Raw genomic sequence first — 18768 nt, 5'->3', positions numbered from 1 at the left:
CTTCAATTTGTTGAAAAAGGGTGAGGGGTATATTATAATAGTATCATAATAACGTAGAAAAGTGAGGCAAATTTACATGGATGAATTTGTTAAAATATTAGATAAAAATTTAGAATATGTTGATCATAGTATTGCTAAAGATACTATTTATATAGACATGTTCTCAATTGGAAAAGATGTTGTATGTCCATACCGTAATGCTAGCCTTACAAGAGTTCACTCGCGTTATAAACGAAGTTCTCAAGATTTGCCTGTCCAAGATGAAAAAGTCATGATAATTTTAGATAATAGAAAAATGTTCTATGCTAATCCTAAATGAACTTATAAAACCTTTGCTGAATCTTTTAAATTTCTTCCTTTAAAAAAGAGATTATTGATATATCCCATAACGTAAGTTTGTTGACAACTATAATACTGCTAAACGCTAGAGTTGCAACCATCAATAAAATCAGTGTTTGCAATCTTCTAAAAAAGTACAATATCTTTATTAACTATAGATATTGTTGTTAAACTTATAGAAAGAACTAGTTTTTAATTAATAAATATGCTTACATATTAAGGAATGGTGGTGTGATATGGATTATAAAAATATCCTTGAGTTGATGCTTAACAATCTAGAAGAAGGAATAATAGTTGTAGATTCAAATCTAGATATTGTATATTTCAATGAACCATCTACAAACATTACAGGATTTAATCCTAAAGAGGCAATAGGTAAAAATATTCTCCAAGTATTCTCTAACATTAATAAGAATAATAGTACTTTTCATAAAGTAATTAATAGTAAGAAACCCATAATTGAACATGTTCAAAATTACATAAATTGTATAGGAAAAAGTGTTTCTATAGTTACATCAACAATACCTATAATTAATAACGGTAAAATTGAAGGTGCTATTGAAATCTTTAAAGATTTAACAAATGTAATGGAATTATCAGAAAAGATACTTATGTTGCAAAGCACATTACATAGTAAAGATATAGGAGCTAATAAATTTTTCCAAAATGGAACCCAATATAGCTTATCTGATATAATTGGGCAGAGCTCCGCCATAAAACAACTTAAGATAAAGGCAGAAAAAGTTGCTAATAGCAATTCGCCTGTATTTGTTTTTGGGGAAACGGGGACAGGGAAAGAGCTTATAGTACAGGGATTACATAATTTAAGTTACAGAAGAAATAAACCTTTTATTGCACAAAATTGTGGAGCATTGCCTGAAAACTTATTGGAAAGTATACTTTTTGGGACTGTTCAAGGAAGTTTTACTGGGGCAAAGGACAAGCAGGGATTATTTGAACTAGCTGATGGAGGTACGTTATTTTTAGACGAGTTAAACTCTATGGACCTAGGCTTGCAGTCCAAACTTTTACGTGTAATAGAAGATGGCATGATAAGAAGGGTGGGAAGTGATAAGACAAAAATCGTAGATGTTAGAATAATTGCAGCTTCAAATGTGGAAGCCAGAAAACTTGTAGAAGAAAATAAACTTCGAGAAGATCTATATTATAGGTTAAATGTAATAAATTTCAATATACCTCCTCTTAGAGAAAGAAAAGAGGATATTCCTATTTTAATTGAACATTTTATTAAAACTTGTAACGAAGAAATGAATAAGTCGGTTAAAGGTGTAAATAAGCAAGTTATGGAGTACTTTTTGGATAATGATTGGCCAGGCAATGTAAGAGAACTTCAAAATACCATTGAAAGTGCTATGAATTTTGTAGAAGGTGAATATATTGCATTGGAAGATTTACAAAATTATAGTCTTCCCTATATGAAGAATATAGAAATCAAATTCCTTGAACCCACTATACCAAAGGAGATGGGCCTTAAAGTGGCTGTGGAAGAGTATGAGAAGCAACTAATTAAAGTAGCCCTTGAAGAAGCAGGACAAAACTGTGCACAGGCAGCTAGAAATCTGAAGGTTCCTAAGCAAACTCTTCATAGTAAACTAAGAAAATATGAGTTAATATGTTTAGATAAGGCAAATGAATCCTAATATATAAAGAAAAAATAAAAGTCCGAAAAATCGGACAAAAATAAAGACAATTAAGCTTATAGTATTAAAAATAGTACTTAGGCTTAATTGTCTTTTTTATTTAAATCGTATACATGTTGATATAGCAAAGCTTTAATGTGATGAAATATTGGCATGGAGATTGCAAATGTACAATACTGATGGAGGTGAGAAATGAAAGAAGAAAGTATTTTCATTACTTATTAGCATTAATAAATTTTAATACAAATCATAAGAAAGGTAGATAAATTATGTTTAAATTTATTACTAAAAGAATATTTTATTCACTAATTACTTTATTTTTAATTATTACAGCAACATTTTTCTTAATAGCAGGAGCACCTGGGGACCCTATTGCAGCTAAGGTAGGTCAGATGCCAGATAAAGCTCAGGAGGTTATTAGAGCAAAATATGGTTTGGATAAACCAGTTGTAGAAAGATATTTTTTATATATGAAAAATCTTTTAACAACAGGAGATTTTGGAGAATCAATTATCTATACTGGAAAATCTGCCAATGATGTAATAAAGGCGAATGCACCGATTTCAGCTAAAATTGGTATAATAGCTGTTATTTTACAAATAGTCATAGGGATTTCCCTAGGAATTATATCTGGATTTAATAGGGAAAAGGTAGGAGATCATATTATAAGATTTTGTGTTGTTTTAGCAATATGTGTTCCTAGTTTTGTAGTGGCTGCATTGCTTCAATATTTTGTAGCTTTCAAATGGAAATTAGTACCAGTCTTCGGATGGGGGCAATTAAAGCATTATATTTTACCAGTAACGGCTTATGCTATAGGAGGAATAGCTTCTTATACTAAGTTTATGAGGAGTAGTATAATTTCAGTAGCTAATGAAGATTACATAATTACAGCAAAAGCCAAAGGTTGCAAAAAGAAAAGAGTTATTAAAAATCATATTTTAAGAAATTCAATGATTCCTATTATTACTATGATTGGTCCAGCAGTAGCTGGGATATTTAGTGGTTCTTTCATACTAGAGAAGATGTTTTCAATACCGGGACTTGGAAATTATTATGTAAAATCTGTTTCTAATGGAGACTATACCATGATAATTGGTATTACAATATTTTATGCAATTTTATATACCATAGCTTTAATAGTTGTAGATATTTTATATGGAATAGTTGACCCAAGAATAAGAGTTACAGAATCTTAGAGAAAATAATAGTGAGGTAGGGATAATATGAATAGTTTTGAAAGTAATTTAAACGTAGTTCAAAATGAAAAGATAATAGATAAAAATATGTTCGAACGAGTTGGTACTAAAGGACTTTCAGGTGAAGAAATAAGCAAACCATCTTTAACTTATTGGTCTGATGTTTGGAGAAGATTTAGATCTAATGGCTTATCTATACTAGGATTAATACTTCTTGTACTTGTAGTCGCAACCATATTTGTAGGACCTTTAATATCAGAACATGATTATCAATATATAAATACTGATGTTAAAGATTTAAAGCCAAATAGTGAGTATTGGTTTGGAACAGATGACATGGGAAGAGATCTTTTTACTAGGGTTTGTTATGGTGGAAGAATTTCCTTATTAATAGGTCTTTGTTGTACCCTTGTAAAGTTTATAATTGGATCTTTATTAGGTGCTTTAGCAGGATTAAAGGGTGGAGTAATAGACAATATTATTATGAGGCTTGCAGAGTTTATAGGGAACTTGCCTTATTTAATAATAGTATTGATACTATCAGTTGTTCTAGGTAGAAGTATATTTGCTTTAGTATTAGCAATGAGCATTACATCTTGGGTAGGTACTACAAGAATGGTAAGAGGACAAATACTTCAAATAAGAGAACAAGACTATGTAGAAGCAGCAGCTGCATTAGGATCTAGTACAGGAAGGATTATAATGAAACATCTATTACCAAATACCCTTGGAATTATAATGGTAGAAATAACTATGTCTGTTCCAGGATTTATTTTTGGAGAAGCTTTCTTAAGCTATATAGGATTAGGAGTACAAGCACCAAAAACAAGTTGGGGAGCATTAGCATCAGCAGGACAAGAGCAACTTATGTTCTATCCTCATCAACTATTTTTTCCATGTTTGATGATAGTTATAACCATGTTGGCATTTCACTTAATTGGTGATGGACTTTCAGATGCATTAGATCCAAAGTTAAGAAAGTAGGTGGACTAGATGAATAATAGATTATTAGAAGTAAAGAACTTACAGGTTTCATTTAATACTTATGCAGGTACTGCTCAAGCAGTTAGAGGAGTGGACTTTCATTTAAATAGAGGAGAAAATTTAGCCATAGTAGGAGAATCAGGCTGTGGAAAAACTGTTACATCTAAGGCAATAATGGGATTACTTCCTAGCCCACAAACCATAATTGGAAAGGAAAATTCCTATATAAATTTAGAAGGACAAAATTTATTAGAATTAGATGATGATAAAATGGCAGAAATAAGGGGGAGAGATATATCCATGATATTTCAAGATCCTATGACATCCTTAAATCCAACTATGAAAATAGGGGAGCAGATATCAGAAAGTGTTTTTCTCCATAATAATATATCTAAGGAAGAAGCTAGGAAGGTTGCATTGAATATGCTGGAATTAGTTAGAATACCCAATGCAAAACTAAGAATGAATCAATATCCCTTTGAATTCTCAGGAGGAATGAGACAAAGAGCCATGATAGCCATTGCCCTTGCTTGTAATCCTAAGATATTAATAGCAGATGAGCCTACAACAGCCTTAGATGTTACAATTCAGGCTCAAATTATGGATTTGATTTCTGATTTACAAAAAGAATTGAATATGGGAGTTATATTAGTAACCCATGATCTAGGAGTAGTTGCCAGTGTTTCCCATAGGATACAGGTAATGTATGCAGGACAAATAGTTGAAAGGGGTACAGTAGATGAAATATTTTATAATCCAAAACACCCCTATACCTTTGCACTTTTAAAATCCGTACCAAAATTGAGTTCTAATAATAAAGAAACCCTATATTCCTTAACAGGTACACCACCGGATCTAATAAATCCTCCAAAGGGATGTCCCTTTGCGGCAAGATGTGAGTTTGGAATGAAAATATGTAGGGTGGAAGAGCCAAAACCAATGTCCTTTGGAGATACCCAAGAGGCTTCATGTTGGCTTCATGATAGTAGGGCAGATATTACTGGAGTGCCAAGAGAACTAATATCAAGAGGTGAAACATATGGAAAGTAAGGAAGTATTAATAGAAGTTAAAAATCTAAAGAAATATTTTAAAGTAGGAAGAAAACAAGTACTAAAGGCTGTTGATAATGTTAGTTTTAATATATATAAAGGAGAAACCCTAGGACTTGTAGGAGAGTCAGGCTGTGGTAAAACAACTTGTGGAAAGACCATAATGGGACTTTATGATGCTACAGATGGTGAAGTGATTTATGAAGGAGAAAATATACATAGTTTTAATACACAAGAAAAAAGAGAATTTACTAAAAAAGCTCAAATAATATTTCAAGATCCCTATTCATCTCTAAATCCAAGAATGACAGTAGGAGATATTATTGGAGAAGGAATAGATATTCATCATATATATAAGGGTGCCAATAGAAAAAAAGAAAGACAAGAAAAAATATTTGAATTGTTAGATACTGTAGGATTAAATAAGGAGCATACCTCCAGATTCCCTCATGAATTTTCTGGTGGTCAAAGACAGAGAATTGGAATAGCAAGGGCTTTAGCCATAAATCCAAATTTCATAGTTTGTGATGAACCTATATCAGCCCTTGATGTTTCTATTCAAGCACAAGTAGTAAATTTACTAATAGAGTTACAAAGAGAAAGGGGATTAACCTATTTATTCATAGCCCATGATCTATCTATGATAAAACATATATCAGATAGGGTTGGTGTAATGTATCTGGGAGGTTTAGTAGAGTTTACCACAAGTGATGAATTATATAGAAATCCACTACATCCCTATACTCAAGCCTTATTATCAGCAATACCAGTACCAGATCCAGAAGAGGAAAGGGTTAAAAAAAGAATTCCAATAGACGGAGAAATTCCAAGCCCTATAAATCCACCACCGGGATGTAAATTTGCATCAAGATGTAGTCTTGCTATAGATAAATGTAAGGAAAAGATGCCAGAGTTTAAAGAAATAAGTCATGAGCATTTTGTAGCCTGTCATCTGGTTAAATAATTAAGTCTTTAATAAGCATAGCTTATTAAGTATAAAATCAAATTATGAGGAGGAAATTATGAAAAATCTTAAGAGATTAGTAATTTTTATTTTGATTATGGCTTTATCCCTTGGAGTACTAGTAGGATGTGGAAAAGACAAAGCACCAGCAACTACAGATAATGCTACAGTGGAAACAGATAATGCAGAAGGAAAGAAAGAAGAACTATCAGATGAGCAAGTATTAAAATATAGTGATAGAAGTGAGCCTACAGGTTTAAATCCTATGTTAAATACTTCAGCACCGGATAATGGGGTTCAAAAATTTATCCTTGAAACCTTAGTTGCAGAAATTACAGATGAAAACAGTAATTCAGCAATAGTACCTGGAGTAGCTAAGGATTGGACTATTAGTGAAGATGGATTGACTTATACTTTTAACATTAGAGAAGATGCAGTTTGGAATGATGGAGTACCAGTAACAGCTAATGATTTTTTATTTACATTTAGAACCATGGCAAAGCCAGAGACTGGATCAACAAATGCTTGGTTATTCGATGGGGTTATTGAAAACTTTGGAGAATCCCTTTACAACGATGGTACAGATCCAGAGAAGAATAAACAACCAGAAGATATAGGAGTAAAAGTAATAGATGATAAAACCATAGAATTTACTTTAGTAAAACCTTATGGATATTTCTTAGAGTTGCTTACAGGAGCACAACCAGTAAGACAAGATAAATATGAAGAATGGGGAACAGCTTATGGTTCATCAATAGATAAAGTTATGATGAATGGTAGATTTTTAATAGAAAGTTGGGATCCAAATGTACAGATTACATTTGTAAAGAATCCTAATTATTGGAACGCAGAAAATATTACTCTTGAGAGAATAGAAAGAAAAATCATTCAAGAAACAGCGACTACAGCACAGGCATTATTAAGTGGAGAAATAGATTATATGACTACAAATGAACCAGAGTGGCAAAACCTTATTATGGAAGATGGAAAATTTGAAATGAAAACTGCACCAGATAATGCACCAGAATTTTTAGGATTTAATGTTAAAAATAAATATTTTAAAAATCCAAAAATAAGATTAGCATTTTCCTTAGCTTTTGATAGGGAAAAATATGTTAAAGACTTAAGAGAAGGAAAGGCAGAACCTCTATATTCATTGATACCATCAGTTACAAATGTTGGAGATGAATTATACAGTGAAAGAGTAGGTGGAAGAAACGAAATAATAAGAGAACTTCTAAAGAAATATCCAGATCCAAAGGAACTTTTAATTGAAGGATTAAAGGAAGAAGGATTAGATCCAGATCCATCAAAAATGGATGTAAGTTATTTCACTAGAGGAACGAATGAATATTCTAAAAAATCAGCAGAATGGTTACTTCAAGAGTGGAAGGAGAAACTAGGAGTAGAAATTAAAATAGATATGGTGGAGTGGAATGTAATGTGGGATAAGGTAGATGCAGGAGAGTATGATATCTGTACATCAGGTTGGGGACCTTACTATAACGATCCAAATGGACTTTTAGAAATCTATGATCCAGTAGATGGATATTTTGATAGTACTAAATCAGGTTGGACAGGAGAAGATGCAGATAGATACAGAGAATTACTTCAAGAAGCATCAAATTCTCCAGATAACCAAGAAAGGGCAGAACTTTTATTAGAAGCAGAGAAATTATTAGTAGGTACGGGAGTAATAGCACCAACCTATTGTTTATCATATACTTATTTTATTCCAAAGAATTTAAAAGGATTTTATATAAATCCTCATGCTGAATTAAGTTATAATTTAATGTATTTTACAAAATAATATTAGTTTATTACCCATTTTCAATTATGTCTTGCTTTACAATCCCAACAATAGATATGGCAAGGAGGATTATATTTTGATAATAAGAAATGGAAATATACACATTGGTAACGGGAAAGTATTAAAGGACTATGATATTCTAATAGATAAAGGAATTATAGAGAGAATTGATAAAAATATTATGGATGAAAATAAAGAAATTATAGATGCTGGAGGAAAACAAGTATTTCCAGGATTTATTGATCCTGTAAGTAGCTTTGGTTCTATGGATATATCCTTTAGCATGAAAGATAATAATGAAATTTCCAATCCTATTACCCCAGAATGTAAAATAAAATATTCCTTTAATCATAGAGAAATAGAATTAGAAGAACTATATAAAGTTGGAATTACGACAATAGGAGCATCGCCAGGAAATTCTAATATTATAGGTGGACAAATGGCAGCCTATAGGACATATGGAAAAAACTCCAATACAATGTTGATAAAGGAATTAGTAGGAATGAAGGGTTCAGTAATAAAAAATGTAAAAGAAATATATGGTGAGAGAAAATCAGCACCAATGACTAGAATGGGTATATTTGCTGAACTGGAAAGCTTCTTAAAAAATAGATTAGAATTTAATATGGAAGTCCAATCAATTGTAGAAGATATAGTGGAAGGAAAACTTCCCTTGTTTATAACAGCCAATGAAGCAATGGAAATAAATGGATTAATAAACCTTATAAAGGAGTTCAATATTAATCTGGTAATAGTTGGAGGATATCAAGCCCATAAATGTTTAGATAATTTTAGTGGTTTAAATATATCCTTAGTAATAGGAGAGCTTATATATCTGACCCAAGGAAGATATAATGAAACAGATCTATATAAAATAGGTAAATTTGAAGAAAAAGGAAATCCAGTAAGCTTCACATTAACAGGAGACTATTCACCAAGTGGAAAAGTAAAATATCTTTGGAATGGAATAGAATTCTATAAATCAGGGGTTTCTAGGGAAAGTCTTACAAGAATGATGAGTTTAAATCCTGCTAAAATCCTTGGAATAGACCATATACTTGGAAGTATAGAAGAAGGGAAAATAGCAGATATAGTTATATATGATAATGATCCTATAGAAACCTATAATAGTAGGGTAGAATATACAATAATAAACGGCGAAATAGTCTATTCAAGAGAGGGAGAAAGATGTTAATCATAAAAAATGCTAAGATATATACTATGGCAGATAGGATCATAGATAATGGCTATATAGTAATAGAAGATGGAAAAATTGTAAAAGTAGATGATTATAACAATGAAGATTTATCAAAATTCCAAGGTGAAATCATAGATGCCAATGGAATGGTAGTACTTCCAGGATTAATAGACTGTCACTCCCATGTAGGAGGTATGAACTTCAGTGAAAGAAGAAGTATAGATGATTTAAATGAAATGACCAATAATATAACAGCAGATATGGAAGCAATCTATGGAGTAGATCCACAATCACAGGATTTTAGATATGCCTATGAAAGTGGAATTACAACATTGGGCATAACCCCTGGAAGTGGAAATGTAATATGTGGACTTGTTTTTGCTACTAAGACCTATGGAGATAATATATTTGATATGTCAATTAAAAATCCAGTTGCATTAAAGGTAGCATTAGGAGGAAATCCTAAGAGGACTTATGGAGACAGAAAATTATCACCCTCTAGTAGGATGGCTATACCTAGTATAATAATAGATTTATTCGATAAAACTGAAAGATATATGAAGGATAAAGAAGCAGCACAATTAGGACGAAAGGACATGCCCTCTTATGATAAAAACTTAGAAGCTATTATACCTGTATTAAAAAAAGAAATGCCACTAAAAATACATTGTACACAATTTGATACGATGACAGCTATAGAAATAACCAAGAGGTTTGATTTAAATTTTTCACTTGATCATGCATGGGGAGCAAGTGAATATATGGAGGAAATCGTAGATAGTGGATGTTCAATAGTATTTGGTCCTGTTGGATCTATAAAAAGTTTTGGTGAGGCTAGATTAATAGATATAGAAAGTGTTGCAGAATTAGATAATAGAGGTGTTCTAACTGCACTAACAACTGATGCACCGATACTTAGTATAGATAGTTTAATACATCATGCAGGAGAAGCTGTGAGGTCAGGCTTAGAAGTAGAACGGGCATTAAAGATGATAACAATAAATCCTGCTAAGATATTAGGGTTAGATGATAGAATAGGTTCAATAGAGGAAGGAAAAGATGCAGATATATTATTATTCCAAGGTATTCCAGCATATAACACTAATGCAAAACTTATAAATACAATTATCAATGGTGAAGTTGTATTTTCTTTTAATGCTATATAATAATTTAGAATAAAAATTATATTAATTTTGAATTAATTAGTCAAAGAGAATAAGTTTATTATAATGTTTCTAGTAAAGGCCTTATAACTTAGTAGTTATAAGGCTTTTTTATGTTTTAAAATAGCTTACATAATATAATCAAGTTAAATTTACATTGAGCTTATAAAAGATTTTTATTAAAGCAGGGATATGTTTTTTACTTATATTATTAGAATTTAATAAGGACAAAGTTAATTAAATATGAATATTAGTCTAAAGATAAAAATAGTAATGTAATTAAAAGGGAAAATAGAAAAGGAGGGGAGAAAGAATAGATGTTTGTATACAAGTTAAGATTTTGGACTTTATCAACTATATGGGGAATATGGTTTATATTAGCCCTGATTAAAAAGAAAAATTCAGATGATAGATTTATATGGTTTGGTATAGTTCCAATGGTATTAAGTTTAATGACTATGAATGTTATTTAAAGTTATTGTATATAACTGGCTTAATTTATAGTGAAATTTTAGACAAAAAAAAGAGACTTGAGAAAAATGTCTCTTAAAAGAAAAATAAATAGAATTCATTTATTAATAATCTTATAAGCTTTAGCTAATTCTTCTGGTAATAAATCATCAGGAATTTTTTCTTCACCTAAAGCATCTCCAACTATATATCTTGCACAATTATGTTTATTATCATAGCAATATAATTGTCTAATAACGCTATAGTATATTTTATCAGTTCTATCCATTTGACATGTTTTTATAAAGGGACAAAACAGCATATTATCAACTCCATATAAAGTAATAAGTGGGCTATTGCAGTATATATTACGTTGTAATTATGTATATGTTACAAGCTATTTAAAACTAAATAGAATAAAAATGATACTTAAGTAATAAGCAATAGAAAGAAATAACCCTTTTTAAGACAATACATATACATCTTAATTATTTAGTCATAGTATGTAATAGATAGAGCTATAGATGGCGAAATTAGAATGAGTATTTAAGAGCCGTTAAGAGAGCAAAGGAGGTCAATAAAAAATGATGGATCTTTTAACAAAAATAAAACAAGCTGAAAAAGAACTTAATGCAGCTAGATGTAGATTTAATTATGCTGAAACAGAAAAAGAAATAGACTTTGCAATTTACTTAATGGACATAGCAGAAGAAAATTTAAAAGATTTATATAGAGCAGCTAAAAGAAAAAAGGATGAATACGAGTTCAAGTTAGATAATAGAAGAATATCTTAGTTATATTTGGAAAGAAAATACCTAAGAAAAAATAGATTTCAGAGGTGATGGATAGAGAATATTAGGCAGAAAGCTGTCATAGATTAGATGAGAAAGACATAAGATTTAATGAGAAGAGATTTGAGGATAAATTAACTAGAGCACAAGATTTTGAATAAATCGGTAAGATAATATAATGAGCGGATAAAAGTAAAGGAGGGATAATGTGTTTAATGATTTTATGACTGCAGAAACATTAACTACTTTTGCAGGTCTTGTAGCTGTAGTAGGGGTTATAGTCCAATTTAGCAAATCTATAGTAAAGAAAAAATTCGGAGATTCTATAGTAAGATTATACGCTTTTATAATATCTTTGATAGTTACTTTTATATTTGCTAGAACTGGAGAAGGGTTACAAGGAATAGTTTTAACTATTATTAATGCAATTTTAGTTACTATAGCTTCTATGGGAGCTTATGAAACTATAGCAGATCCTAAAGCAACAAAACAATTTCCAGCAGATAAGGATTAAGTAATTAATATTTTATAACAAATTGATTTTATAGAAAATAATAAAATAGAAATGTTTAAATAAAAAAGATTAGAGAGAATTCTAATCTTTTTTATTTAAATTTGTAATACTAGGTCATAATTTTTAAAATTGATGATATAATATATAGGGAAAAGAAATATAGGGGGAGGCACCCCCCTATATATCTACTTCTTTTTCTCGTTGTTGGAACTCTTCCTTTTTAGGAGAGTTCTTTTTATTTCTTATTGTGGTTTGTAATGATATTATACTAATTAAAAAGTTAAGTAAAGTTGTTAGGAATTTTAGAATATTTTCGTGAGATGTCATTTTATTCACCTCCTAGATATATTAAACTCATATTGAGTCAATAATTCGTAATTGAAATTGAACTAGGAGTGAAACCAAAAGAGCATTAATGATATGCTATAAATCTTGATAAGAGCTTGTTTAAGACTAGTAATTAAATAAGGATATATTATTACTACTATTATATGATGTGTTTACATACTTATTCATTTTTGCAATAGTTTGGAACAAAAAATATATTTAATGCAATAACTAACAAATTTTAACTTTTGTGAAATTTTTGTATAGAGATTTATGTAGCTAAAAATTAAAAGACTCTACAGTAAAGGTAGAGTCTTTCAATCTTCATTTGCAGGGCTATCCATCATTCTCACTAGTTTCTATAATATTACAGAAATAAGATATAAATTAAGACATTAGCAATTATTAGCTCTAATATTCGTAGTGATTTGATGTTAAAAATGAGATCATTTATATCTAAGAAACTGAAATATAACCTAAATCCAATCTAAAAAGTTGATAAATATCTATATATTAGATACAATGGTGCTTGCGGCCTATTGTGCTATAAACTTAAGCTTATAAATCATGTTAAATTATAAGATAAAATATTATATGGAGGGATATTGGAATTGGATGTACTCTTAAAAATTAGTATTGTATTAATGGTAGGAGTTCTAGGAGGAAGATTAGCCAAACTTTTTAAGCTTCCTAATGTAACGGGATACTTAGTTGCAGGATTATTTATTGGACCATCTTTCTTCAAAGTGATTAGTAGTCAAGATGTGGATAGTTTCTCCATAATCAATGAAGTAGCATTAGCAGCTATTGCTTTTAGTATTGGTAGTGAATTTGTACTGAAAGATATGTTAAAGGTAGGAAGAAGCATTATGATAATTACCTTAGCAGAAGCTATTGGTGCTGTATTAGCAGTTTTTTTAGTAACATATTATGTGTTTAATCAATCCTTTGTATTTAGTATTGTAATAACCTCTATGTCAGCTGCAACAGCTCCTGCTGCAACCATTATGGTTATTAGACAGTATAAGGCTAGTGGTCCTCTTACAAGAACCATATTACCTGTTGTTGCCATTGATGATGCTGTAGGCATTATGTTTTTTGGCATTGCTATGTCTATAGCTAAAATATCCATAGGTACAACAGATTACTCGTTTTTACAAATGATTAGTCAGCCTTTTATAGAGATAGTAGGATCTCTAATATTAGGATTTGTATTGGGAGCAATACTTACTTTCTTAGCTAAAAGAGCAAAGTCTAGGGATGAATTATTATCAATAGTCTTAGCTTCAATTGCAGCCAGTACAGGTATAGCAAACCTACTAAAATTATCTCCATTATTAACATGTATGATGTTGGGAGCAACTCTGGTAAACTTAAAGAAAAACTCTAATCGTGTATTTTCACTTATAAACGATTTCACTCCACCTCTTTATTTATTATTTTTTACCTTGGCAGGAGCAAGTTTGAACCTAAAAGTATTATTAGATGTAGGAGCATTGGGTATTGGTTATATTTTAGCTAGAGCATTTGGTAAGATATTAGGAGCTTCTTTAGGAGCTAAATCAGTCAATGCAGATGAATCAGTAGTTAAATATTTAGGACTAGCTTTATTGCCACAGGGTGGAGTTTCCATAGGATTGTCTATGATTGTAAGACAAGAATTACCACAGTTTAGTACAGCTATAACTACAGTTATTCTGTTTAGCGTCCTTGTATATGAAATCTCAGGACCTATTTTAGCAAAAATTGCTATACAAAAAGCTGGAGAAATCAATTCATTAGGGAAAGTTGTTGAGCAGAGATGCTAAAGCTTTAGGAGAATTTATATAATGAAAGTAGGTGATTAAATGTATGCACTATTTTTAGTTCTTAATGAGACTGAATACTTAGATGACATCTTAACCGCTTTTGTAGAAATTGGAGTTAAAGGTGCCACTATATTAGATAGCCAAGGAATGGGTAGTGCTATTTTAAATAATGAGAATTCTCGTGATATTATTTTTGGAGGACTAAAGAGTTTTTTAGACAGCTCTAAACCCTATAACAAGACTATATTTACTATTATTGAAAATGAACAACTTTTAAATAAAGCTGTTAGAGCAGTGAAAGATGTCATAGGAGATATTTATAAACCAGGTGCAGGATTAATGTTTACAGTTCCTGTAGGTAAAGTTTATGGTATTGGAAAAGATGAATAATTAAAAAAATCCTATATGTGTGTACATATAGGATTTTTTTAATTATGGGAATGTTATTCTCTTCTTTCTAAAATTGCTAAGGGTTCAAAATATACAACATAGTTGTCTATCTGATAGTATAATCCATATTTTTCTTTATAATATTTTATTGCTTCTTCAATAAATTCTTCCGTTACATTTAGGTATTCAGATAATTCATACCTGTTCTTAACCCCGTATTTAAAGGCATTTATTAAATCTACAATACCTACAAGTTTCTCATATGCCCATCCTCTAGCCTTTCTTTCTTGCTTTCGATTTTCTAGTTTCGATTGGTCTAGGATATTTCCGTATGAGGTATAATAATGCCCTATTTCTTCAGCAAGAATACATTTTTTCTCTTTTTCCGTACTTATATTACTGTTAACAGTTATTATATTATCTACATATAATCCTTTTATATTTTCACTATTGAATTTTGATTCTATTAACTCAACACCCTCTTTTTCAATTTCCCTTGCCAATTCTTCGTAGCTCATAGTGGTACCCCCTTTTGCTATAGAACCTGTTTCATATCCTATTTTTTCTTTTTGATAATAGAAATTCAATATAATTATTAATTTCTTCTTCTTCCTCTTCAGTGAATTCTATTCCATCAAAATGAGCTGCTATAGTTTTAAAAGATTTTTCTTCTTCTAGACTATTAATTTCTTCAGGTTCATTTATATTTTGACCTTCTTTAAAAAGTTCTTCTATTGGAACTTCAAGAGCATTCGCAAGTTTCTCAATAGTTTCTTTAGAAGGATTAGTGCGTTTATTATTTTCAATCATACTTAAATAAGCAGCAGTCAGTCCTGTTAACTCAGATAATTGCTTTGTTGATAACTGCTTCTTATCCTTGAAGAATTTAATTCTATCTCCTAACATAATAAAACCTCCAGTTAACATTATAACCATATTATAAACTGTGAGTTAAGAGAAATCAACAATAAAATTAGATAACATAAGTAAAGCTTAGGAATTATCTGATAAATAATGATAAATCTTGGAAATAATTAACTAACAGTTATAATACGATTTTACATAACTATGAGTTAAACATATAATTAACTCATAGTTAATCAGAAGCTAAAATTAGTAAGATAGCTCCATTTAACAGAATAAGAGCAAAAATTAAGATCCATTACAAATATATAAAGGTTATTAAACTACATAAATAAAGGGGGATAAAAGTATGGATATAAAGGCAAATAGAAAAATAGAAGAGGTGTTATATGAGTATTATAGAAAAAAGAAAAGAATTGACAGCTTAAAGAGTAAATTAATAAGGATAGATAATAGGATAGAAAGACTGAGAAAAGATATTAAAGAGTGTAATGTAGAATTGGACAATCCTCTTAAAGCTATAGATTATTCAAGGGAATACGTTAAATCTAATAGTATCGTTTCTAGTATTGAAAGGGAATTAGATATGGCAGTGGATAGAATAATGAGAGAATTAGAGCTTAATCTAAAAGAAAAATATAAGGTAAAAGGTAAGATAATGAACTTAGAGAAACAAATCGAGAATACAGAAGCCTTATTACAAAAGCTTAATGAAGAAGAGCTAAGAATAATAGAATTGAGATATAACAAAGAACTAAGTTATAGACAGATGGAAGAAGAATTATTTATGGCTAGAAGTACATTACAAAGAAGAAAAGATAAAATAATAAGATCCTTAGTATATGAAACAAATAAAATGGGAAAATATGGTGGGTAAAAAGTGGGACAACAATGAGGCAAAACTTATGAAATTATATGTTAATATAGTAATGTGGAAAGCTTTCCAGAAATCATATAACAAAGTTACAAAATAAGAATTAAAAAATCTCACTAAAAATAAGTGAGGTTTTTTATTATAAACCTATTTCCTATGGCACATCAATTTTGATGTGCCATTATGATTTTACTATAAAAGTGAGGTGGAATAATGAAAATAGAAGAACACTTAAGAAAAAATGATATGAATACCTATATGGAGTTATCAAAGCTTTATAAAAATGAAAACAAGAAAGAAAAGAAGATAAAGCTTGGAGATACCATAGAAAATCTTATGGGGCATGATTCATATCAAAGAAAAGGAAGAAGGATTAAACAAAGGAGGTGGGGATAAAAGAATTTAAAGAATTATACTATATGGAAGGTTTTTGGAGGGATAGTTTTATGAAGGGAATAACTCTCAATGATCTTAAAAAGGAAATAATAAAAAAGATAGAGTTATTTAAAGATGAAGATACAAAAGTATATGATGGATTAGTTAAAGAAGAATTTGAGAAACCTTGCTTTTTTATTGAAAATGTAAAAGGAAATCAAGCTAAACAATTAGGAAATAGGTATAAAAGAAAACAAATATTTAAAATCAGCTATTTTCCCAAGCAGGGAGATAGTATAAGCGAAGAAATGCTTAGAGTAGCTGAAACCCTTTATGACGAACTTGAGCATATAAGGCTTGAGGAAATCACAATTATGGGTCAGGATATGAGTTATGAAATAATAGATAATGTACTTCACTTTTCTATAGATTATACATTTTATATAGTTAAAGAAAATTTAGAAGTACCTATAATGGAAAAACTCTATCAGAAAGGAGAAGTAAAAGATGACCAATAAAACTAAAAGTAAAACAATTGAAAACAGATTTACCAAAGAACAAGTCTTTGCAAGTAAGAAATTATCTTATAGCAAAGACTTATTTAATGCAATTTTAAGTGATGGGGAAACCTACACACTTAAAGAAGTAGAAACAGAAATAAATAAATTTTTAAAAAGGAAGGTGGATTAATATGTCATTAGGTGGAGGTACATTTACAATTCAAAACAAAGTATTACCAGGAGCATACGTTAACTTTGCATCAAAAGCAAGAGCTTTAGGAGGTTTAGGAGCTAGAGGTACTGCTGCATTACCATTAGAGTTAAACTGGGGAGATGAGGCAAATATAATAACAATTGAAGCAGCTGAGTTTCAAAAAGAAGCTTTAAATATTCTTGGATACAGTTATACATCTGAGGAGTTGAAACCTGTTAGAGAATTGTTTAACCATGCAAAATCCCTTAAATTATTTAGGATTAATGGTGAAGGAGGCAAGAAAGCTACTGCAACTATAGGTGGATTGACTGTTACTGCTAAATATATAGGAACTAGAGGAAACGATATTAAGGTAGTTACCCAAGTTAATATTAATGATGAAACAAAATTTGATGTTATAACTTATATTGATTCTATTAAGGTAGACAGTCAAACAGTAGGAAGCATAGCTGAATTAAAATCTAATAACTTCGTTATATTTAGTGGTACTGGGGAACTTGAAGCCACAGCAGGAATAAATCTTACTGGCGGTGAAAATGGAAAAGCAACAGGAGAGTCCTATAGTAGATTTTTAGAAAAAATTGAAGCAGAAGACTTTAGTGTATTAGGATATGCAGGAGATGATGAAACTACTAAGGCATTATTTACTTCATTTACTAAGAGATTAAGGGATGAAGAAGGCTATAAAATAGTTACAGTACTATATAACTATTCTAAAGCTGATTTTGAAGGCGTAATAAGCATTAAAAACAACGTAGAGTTAGTTCCATGGGTAGTTGGAGCAGTAGCAGGAACAGCAATAAATGAAAGTCTTACAAACAAAGTTTATGATGGAGAGTATGAAATAAATACTAAATATAAGAAATCAGAGTTTATAAAAGCTATTGAAAATGGAGAATTTGCTTTTTATCAAGATGGAGATACAGTTAGAGTATTAAAGGATATCAATACTTTTACAAGTTATACACCTAATAAAAACGAAGATTTTTCAAGTAATAGAGTTATTAAAGTATTAGACCAAATTGCTAATGATACAGCTAGAATATTTAGCAACCATTTTCTAGGAAAAGTAAATAATGATGATACAGGAAGAGCATTATTTAAAACTGAACTTGTAAATTATCATGAACAACTTCAAAGTATAAGAGCTATAGAAGACTTTACTCATGAGGATATTACAGTAACTATAGGAGAAAATAAAAGAGAAATAATTGTAAATGAAGTAGTAAAACCAACTGATGCTATGGAAAAATTATATATGACCGTAGAGGTACAATAGAAAGGGGAGCTGAT

23 protein-coding genes are annotated in these 18768 nt (G+C 30.2%); 19 read left to right on the top strand and 4 right to left on the bottom strand.

Features of this window, described 5'->3' with window-relative positions:
• The first annotated feature begins 61 nt into the window (after positions 1 to 61).
• The 10 genes from KQI42_RS00195 to KQI42_RS00150 all read left to right on the top strand — a co-directional run bounded on the left by KQI42_RS00195 (position 62) and on the right by KQI42_RS00150 (position 10841).
• A complete protein-coding gene (locus KQI42_RS00195; RefSeq protein ID WP_216515603.1) occupies positions 62 to 319 on the top strand; it encodes a hypothetical protein in 258 nt (85 codons plus the stop codon).
• A 256-nt stretch (positions 320 to 575) separates the two neighbouring features.
• The gene (locus KQI42_RS00190) at positions 576 to 2000 is read left to right on the top strand and encodes a sigma-54 interaction domain-containing protein (RefSeq protein WP_216515600.1); all 1425 of its coding nucleotides are present in this window, start codon (positions 576 to 578) and stop codon (positions 1998 to 2000) included.
• A gap of 269 nt (positions 2001 to 2269) precedes the next feature.
• On the top strand, positions 2270 to 3199 hold the full coding sequence (locus KQI42_RS00185) for an ABC transporter permease (RefSeq protein WP_216515598.1): 930 nt from the start codon (positions 2270 to 2272) through the stop codon (positions 3197 to 3199).
• A 27-nt stretch (positions 3200 to 3226) separates the two neighbouring features.
• Entirely contained in the window at positions 3227 to 4183 is a 957-nt protein-coding gene (locus KQI42_RS00180) for an ABC transporter permease (protein WP_216515596.1), read from the top strand.
• 9 nt (positions 4184 to 4192) lie between these two features.
• Positions 4193 to 5233 carry an ABC transporter ATP-binding protein gene (locus tag KQI42_RS00175; RefSeq protein ID WP_216515594.1) on the top strand — a complete coding sequence of 347 codons (1041 nt, stop codon included), beginning with the start codon at positions 4193 to 4195 and terminating at the stop codon, positions 5231 to 5233.
• Positions 5223 to 6197 (top strand): ABC transporter ATP-binding protein, encoded by a 975-nt coding sequence (locus KQI42_RS00170; RefSeq protein WP_216515591.1) that lies wholly within the window; start codon positions 5223 to 5225, stop codon positions 6195 to 6197. The genes KQI42_RS00175 and KQI42_RS00170 overlap by 11 nt, the downstream gene beginning before the upstream one ends.
• Before the next feature lie 58 nt (positions 6198 to 6255).
• Positions 6256 to 8007, top strand: a complete 1752-nt coding sequence (locus KQI42_RS00165; RefSeq protein WP_216515589.1) for a peptide ABC transporter substrate-binding protein — start codon at positions 6256 to 6258, stop codon at positions 8005 to 8007.
• A 76-nt stretch (positions 8008 to 8083) separates the two neighbouring features.
• Complete coding sequence (locus KQI42_RS00160) at positions 8084 to 9202, top strand: amidohydrolase family protein (RefSeq protein WP_216515587.1); 1119 nt, start codon at positions 8084 to 8086, stop codon at positions 9200 to 9202.
• A complete protein-coding gene (locus KQI42_RS00155) occupies positions 9196 to 10371 on the top strand; it encodes an amidohydrolase family protein (RefSeq protein ID WP_216515585.1) in 1176 nt (391 codons plus the stop codon). Before KQI42_RS00160 ends, KQI42_RS00155 begins: the two co-directional genes overlap by 7 nt.
• Before the next feature lie 314 nt (positions 10372 to 10685).
• Positions 10686 to 10841, top strand: a complete 156-nt coding sequence (locus tag KQI42_RS00150; RefSeq protein ID WP_216515583.1) for a hypothetical protein — start codon at positions 10686 to 10688, stop codon at positions 10839 to 10841.
• Positions 10842 to 10936: 95 nt separating this feature from the next.
• On the opposite strand, the gene KQI42_RS00145 is transcribed toward KQI42_RS00150, so the two are convergent.
• A complete protein-coding gene (locus tag KQI42_RS00145; protein ID WP_216515580.1) occupies positions 10937 to 11107 on the bottom strand; it encodes a hypothetical protein in 171 nt (56 codons plus the stop codon).
• 295 nt (positions 11108 to 11402) lie between these two features.
• Between KQI42_RS00145 and KQI42_RS00140 the strand changes: the two genes are divergently transcribed.
• Both KQI42_RS00140 and KQI42_RS00135 read left to right on the top strand, forming a co-directional pair.
• Positions 11403 to 11612 (top strand): hypothetical protein, encoded by a 210-nt coding sequence (locus KQI42_RS00140; RefSeq protein WP_216515578.1) that lies wholly within the window; start codon positions 11403 to 11405, stop codon positions 11610 to 11612.
• A 205-nt stretch (positions 11613 to 11817) separates the two neighbouring features.
• Positions 11818 to 12123, top strand: coding sequence for a hypothetical protein (locus tag KQI42_RS00135; RefSeq protein ID WP_216515576.1), 306 nt, complete (start codon positions 11818 to 11820; stop codon positions 12121 to 12123).
• Between the two features lie 177 nt (positions 12124 to 12300).
• On the opposite strand, the gene KQI42_RS00130 is transcribed toward KQI42_RS00135, so the two are convergent.
• Positions 12301 to 12450 (bottom strand): hypothetical protein, encoded by a 150-nt coding sequence (locus tag KQI42_RS00130; protein WP_216515573.1) that lies wholly within the window; start codon positions 12448 to 12450, stop codon positions 12301 to 12303.
• Between the two features lie 611 nt (positions 12451 to 13061).
• Between KQI42_RS00130 and KQI42_RS00125 the strand changes: the two genes are divergently transcribed.
• Positions 13062 to 14258 carry a cation:proton antiporter gene (locus KQI42_RS00125; RefSeq protein WP_216515571.1) on the top strand — a complete coding sequence of 399 codons (1197 nt, stop codon included), beginning with the start codon at positions 13062 to 13064 and terminating at the stop codon, positions 14256 to 14258.
• Positions 14259 to 14297: 39 nt separating this feature from the next.
• Positions 14298 to 14648, top strand: coding sequence for a P-II family nitrogen regulator (locus KQI42_RS00120; protein WP_216515569.1), 351 nt, complete (start codon positions 14298 to 14300; stop codon positions 14646 to 14648).
• Positions 14649 to 14701: 53 nt separating this feature from the next.
• Here the strand turns inward: KQI42_RS00120 and KQI42_RS00115 are convergent, their stop codons facing one another.
• Both KQI42_RS00115 and KQI42_RS00110 read right to left on the bottom strand, forming a co-directional pair.
• Positions 14702 to 15166 (bottom strand): ImmA/IrrE family metallo-endopeptidase, encoded by a 465-nt coding sequence (locus KQI42_RS00115; RefSeq protein ID WP_216515567.1) that lies wholly within the window; start codon positions 15164 to 15166, stop codon positions 14702 to 14704.
• Positions 15167 to 15197: 31 nt separating this feature from the next.
• Positions 15198 to 15554: a helix-turn-helix domain-containing protein gene (locus KQI42_RS00110; protein ID WP_216515565.1), complete on the bottom strand. Its 357-nt coding sequence runs from the start codon at positions 15552 to 15554 to the stop codon at positions 15198 to 15200.
• Between the two features lie 307 nt (positions 15555 to 15861).
• Here KQI42_RS00110 and KQI42_RS00105 point away from each other — a divergent pair, with 307 nt between their 5' ends.
• From KQI42_RS00105 to KQI42_RS00085, 5 genes are all read left to right on the top strand, one after another.
• Positions 15862 to 16389, top strand: coding sequence for a V-type ATP synthase subunit I domain-containing protein (locus KQI42_RS00105; protein WP_216515563.1), 528 nt, complete (start codon positions 15862 to 15864; stop codon positions 16387 to 16389).
• A 210-nt stretch (positions 16390 to 16599) separates the two neighbouring features.
• A complete protein-coding gene (locus tag KQI42_RS00100; RefSeq protein ID WP_216515561.1) occupies positions 16600 to 16782 on the top strand; it encodes a hypothetical protein in 183 nt (60 codons plus the stop codon).
• 50 nt (positions 16783 to 16832) lie between these two features.
• Positions 16833 to 17279 carry a phage tail terminator family protein gene (locus KQI42_RS00095; protein WP_216515559.1) on the top strand — a complete coding sequence of 149 codons (447 nt, stop codon included), beginning with the start codon at positions 16833 to 16835 and terminating at the stop codon, positions 17277 to 17279.
• Positions 17269 to 17451, top strand: coding sequence for a hypothetical protein (locus KQI42_RS00090; RefSeq protein ID WP_216515557.1), 183 nt, complete (start codon positions 17269 to 17271; stop codon positions 17449 to 17451). The genes KQI42_RS00095 and KQI42_RS00090 overlap by 11 nt, the downstream gene beginning before the upstream one ends.
• Before the next feature lies 1 nt (position 17452).
• On the top strand, positions 17453 to 18754 hold the full coding sequence (locus KQI42_RS00085; protein WP_216515556.1) for a phage tail sheath family protein: 1302 nt from the start codon (positions 17453 to 17455) through the stop codon (positions 18752 to 18754).
• The last annotated feature ends 14 nt before the right edge of the window (positions 18755 to 18768 follow it).

The sequence above is a fragment of the Tissierella simiarum genome, from assembly GCF_018917865.1.
GTDB lineage: Bacteria > Bacillota > Clostridia > Tissierellales > Tissierellaceae > Tissierella_C > Tissierella_C simiarum.
This window is presented reverse-complemented; position numbering and strand designations above follow the sequence as displayed.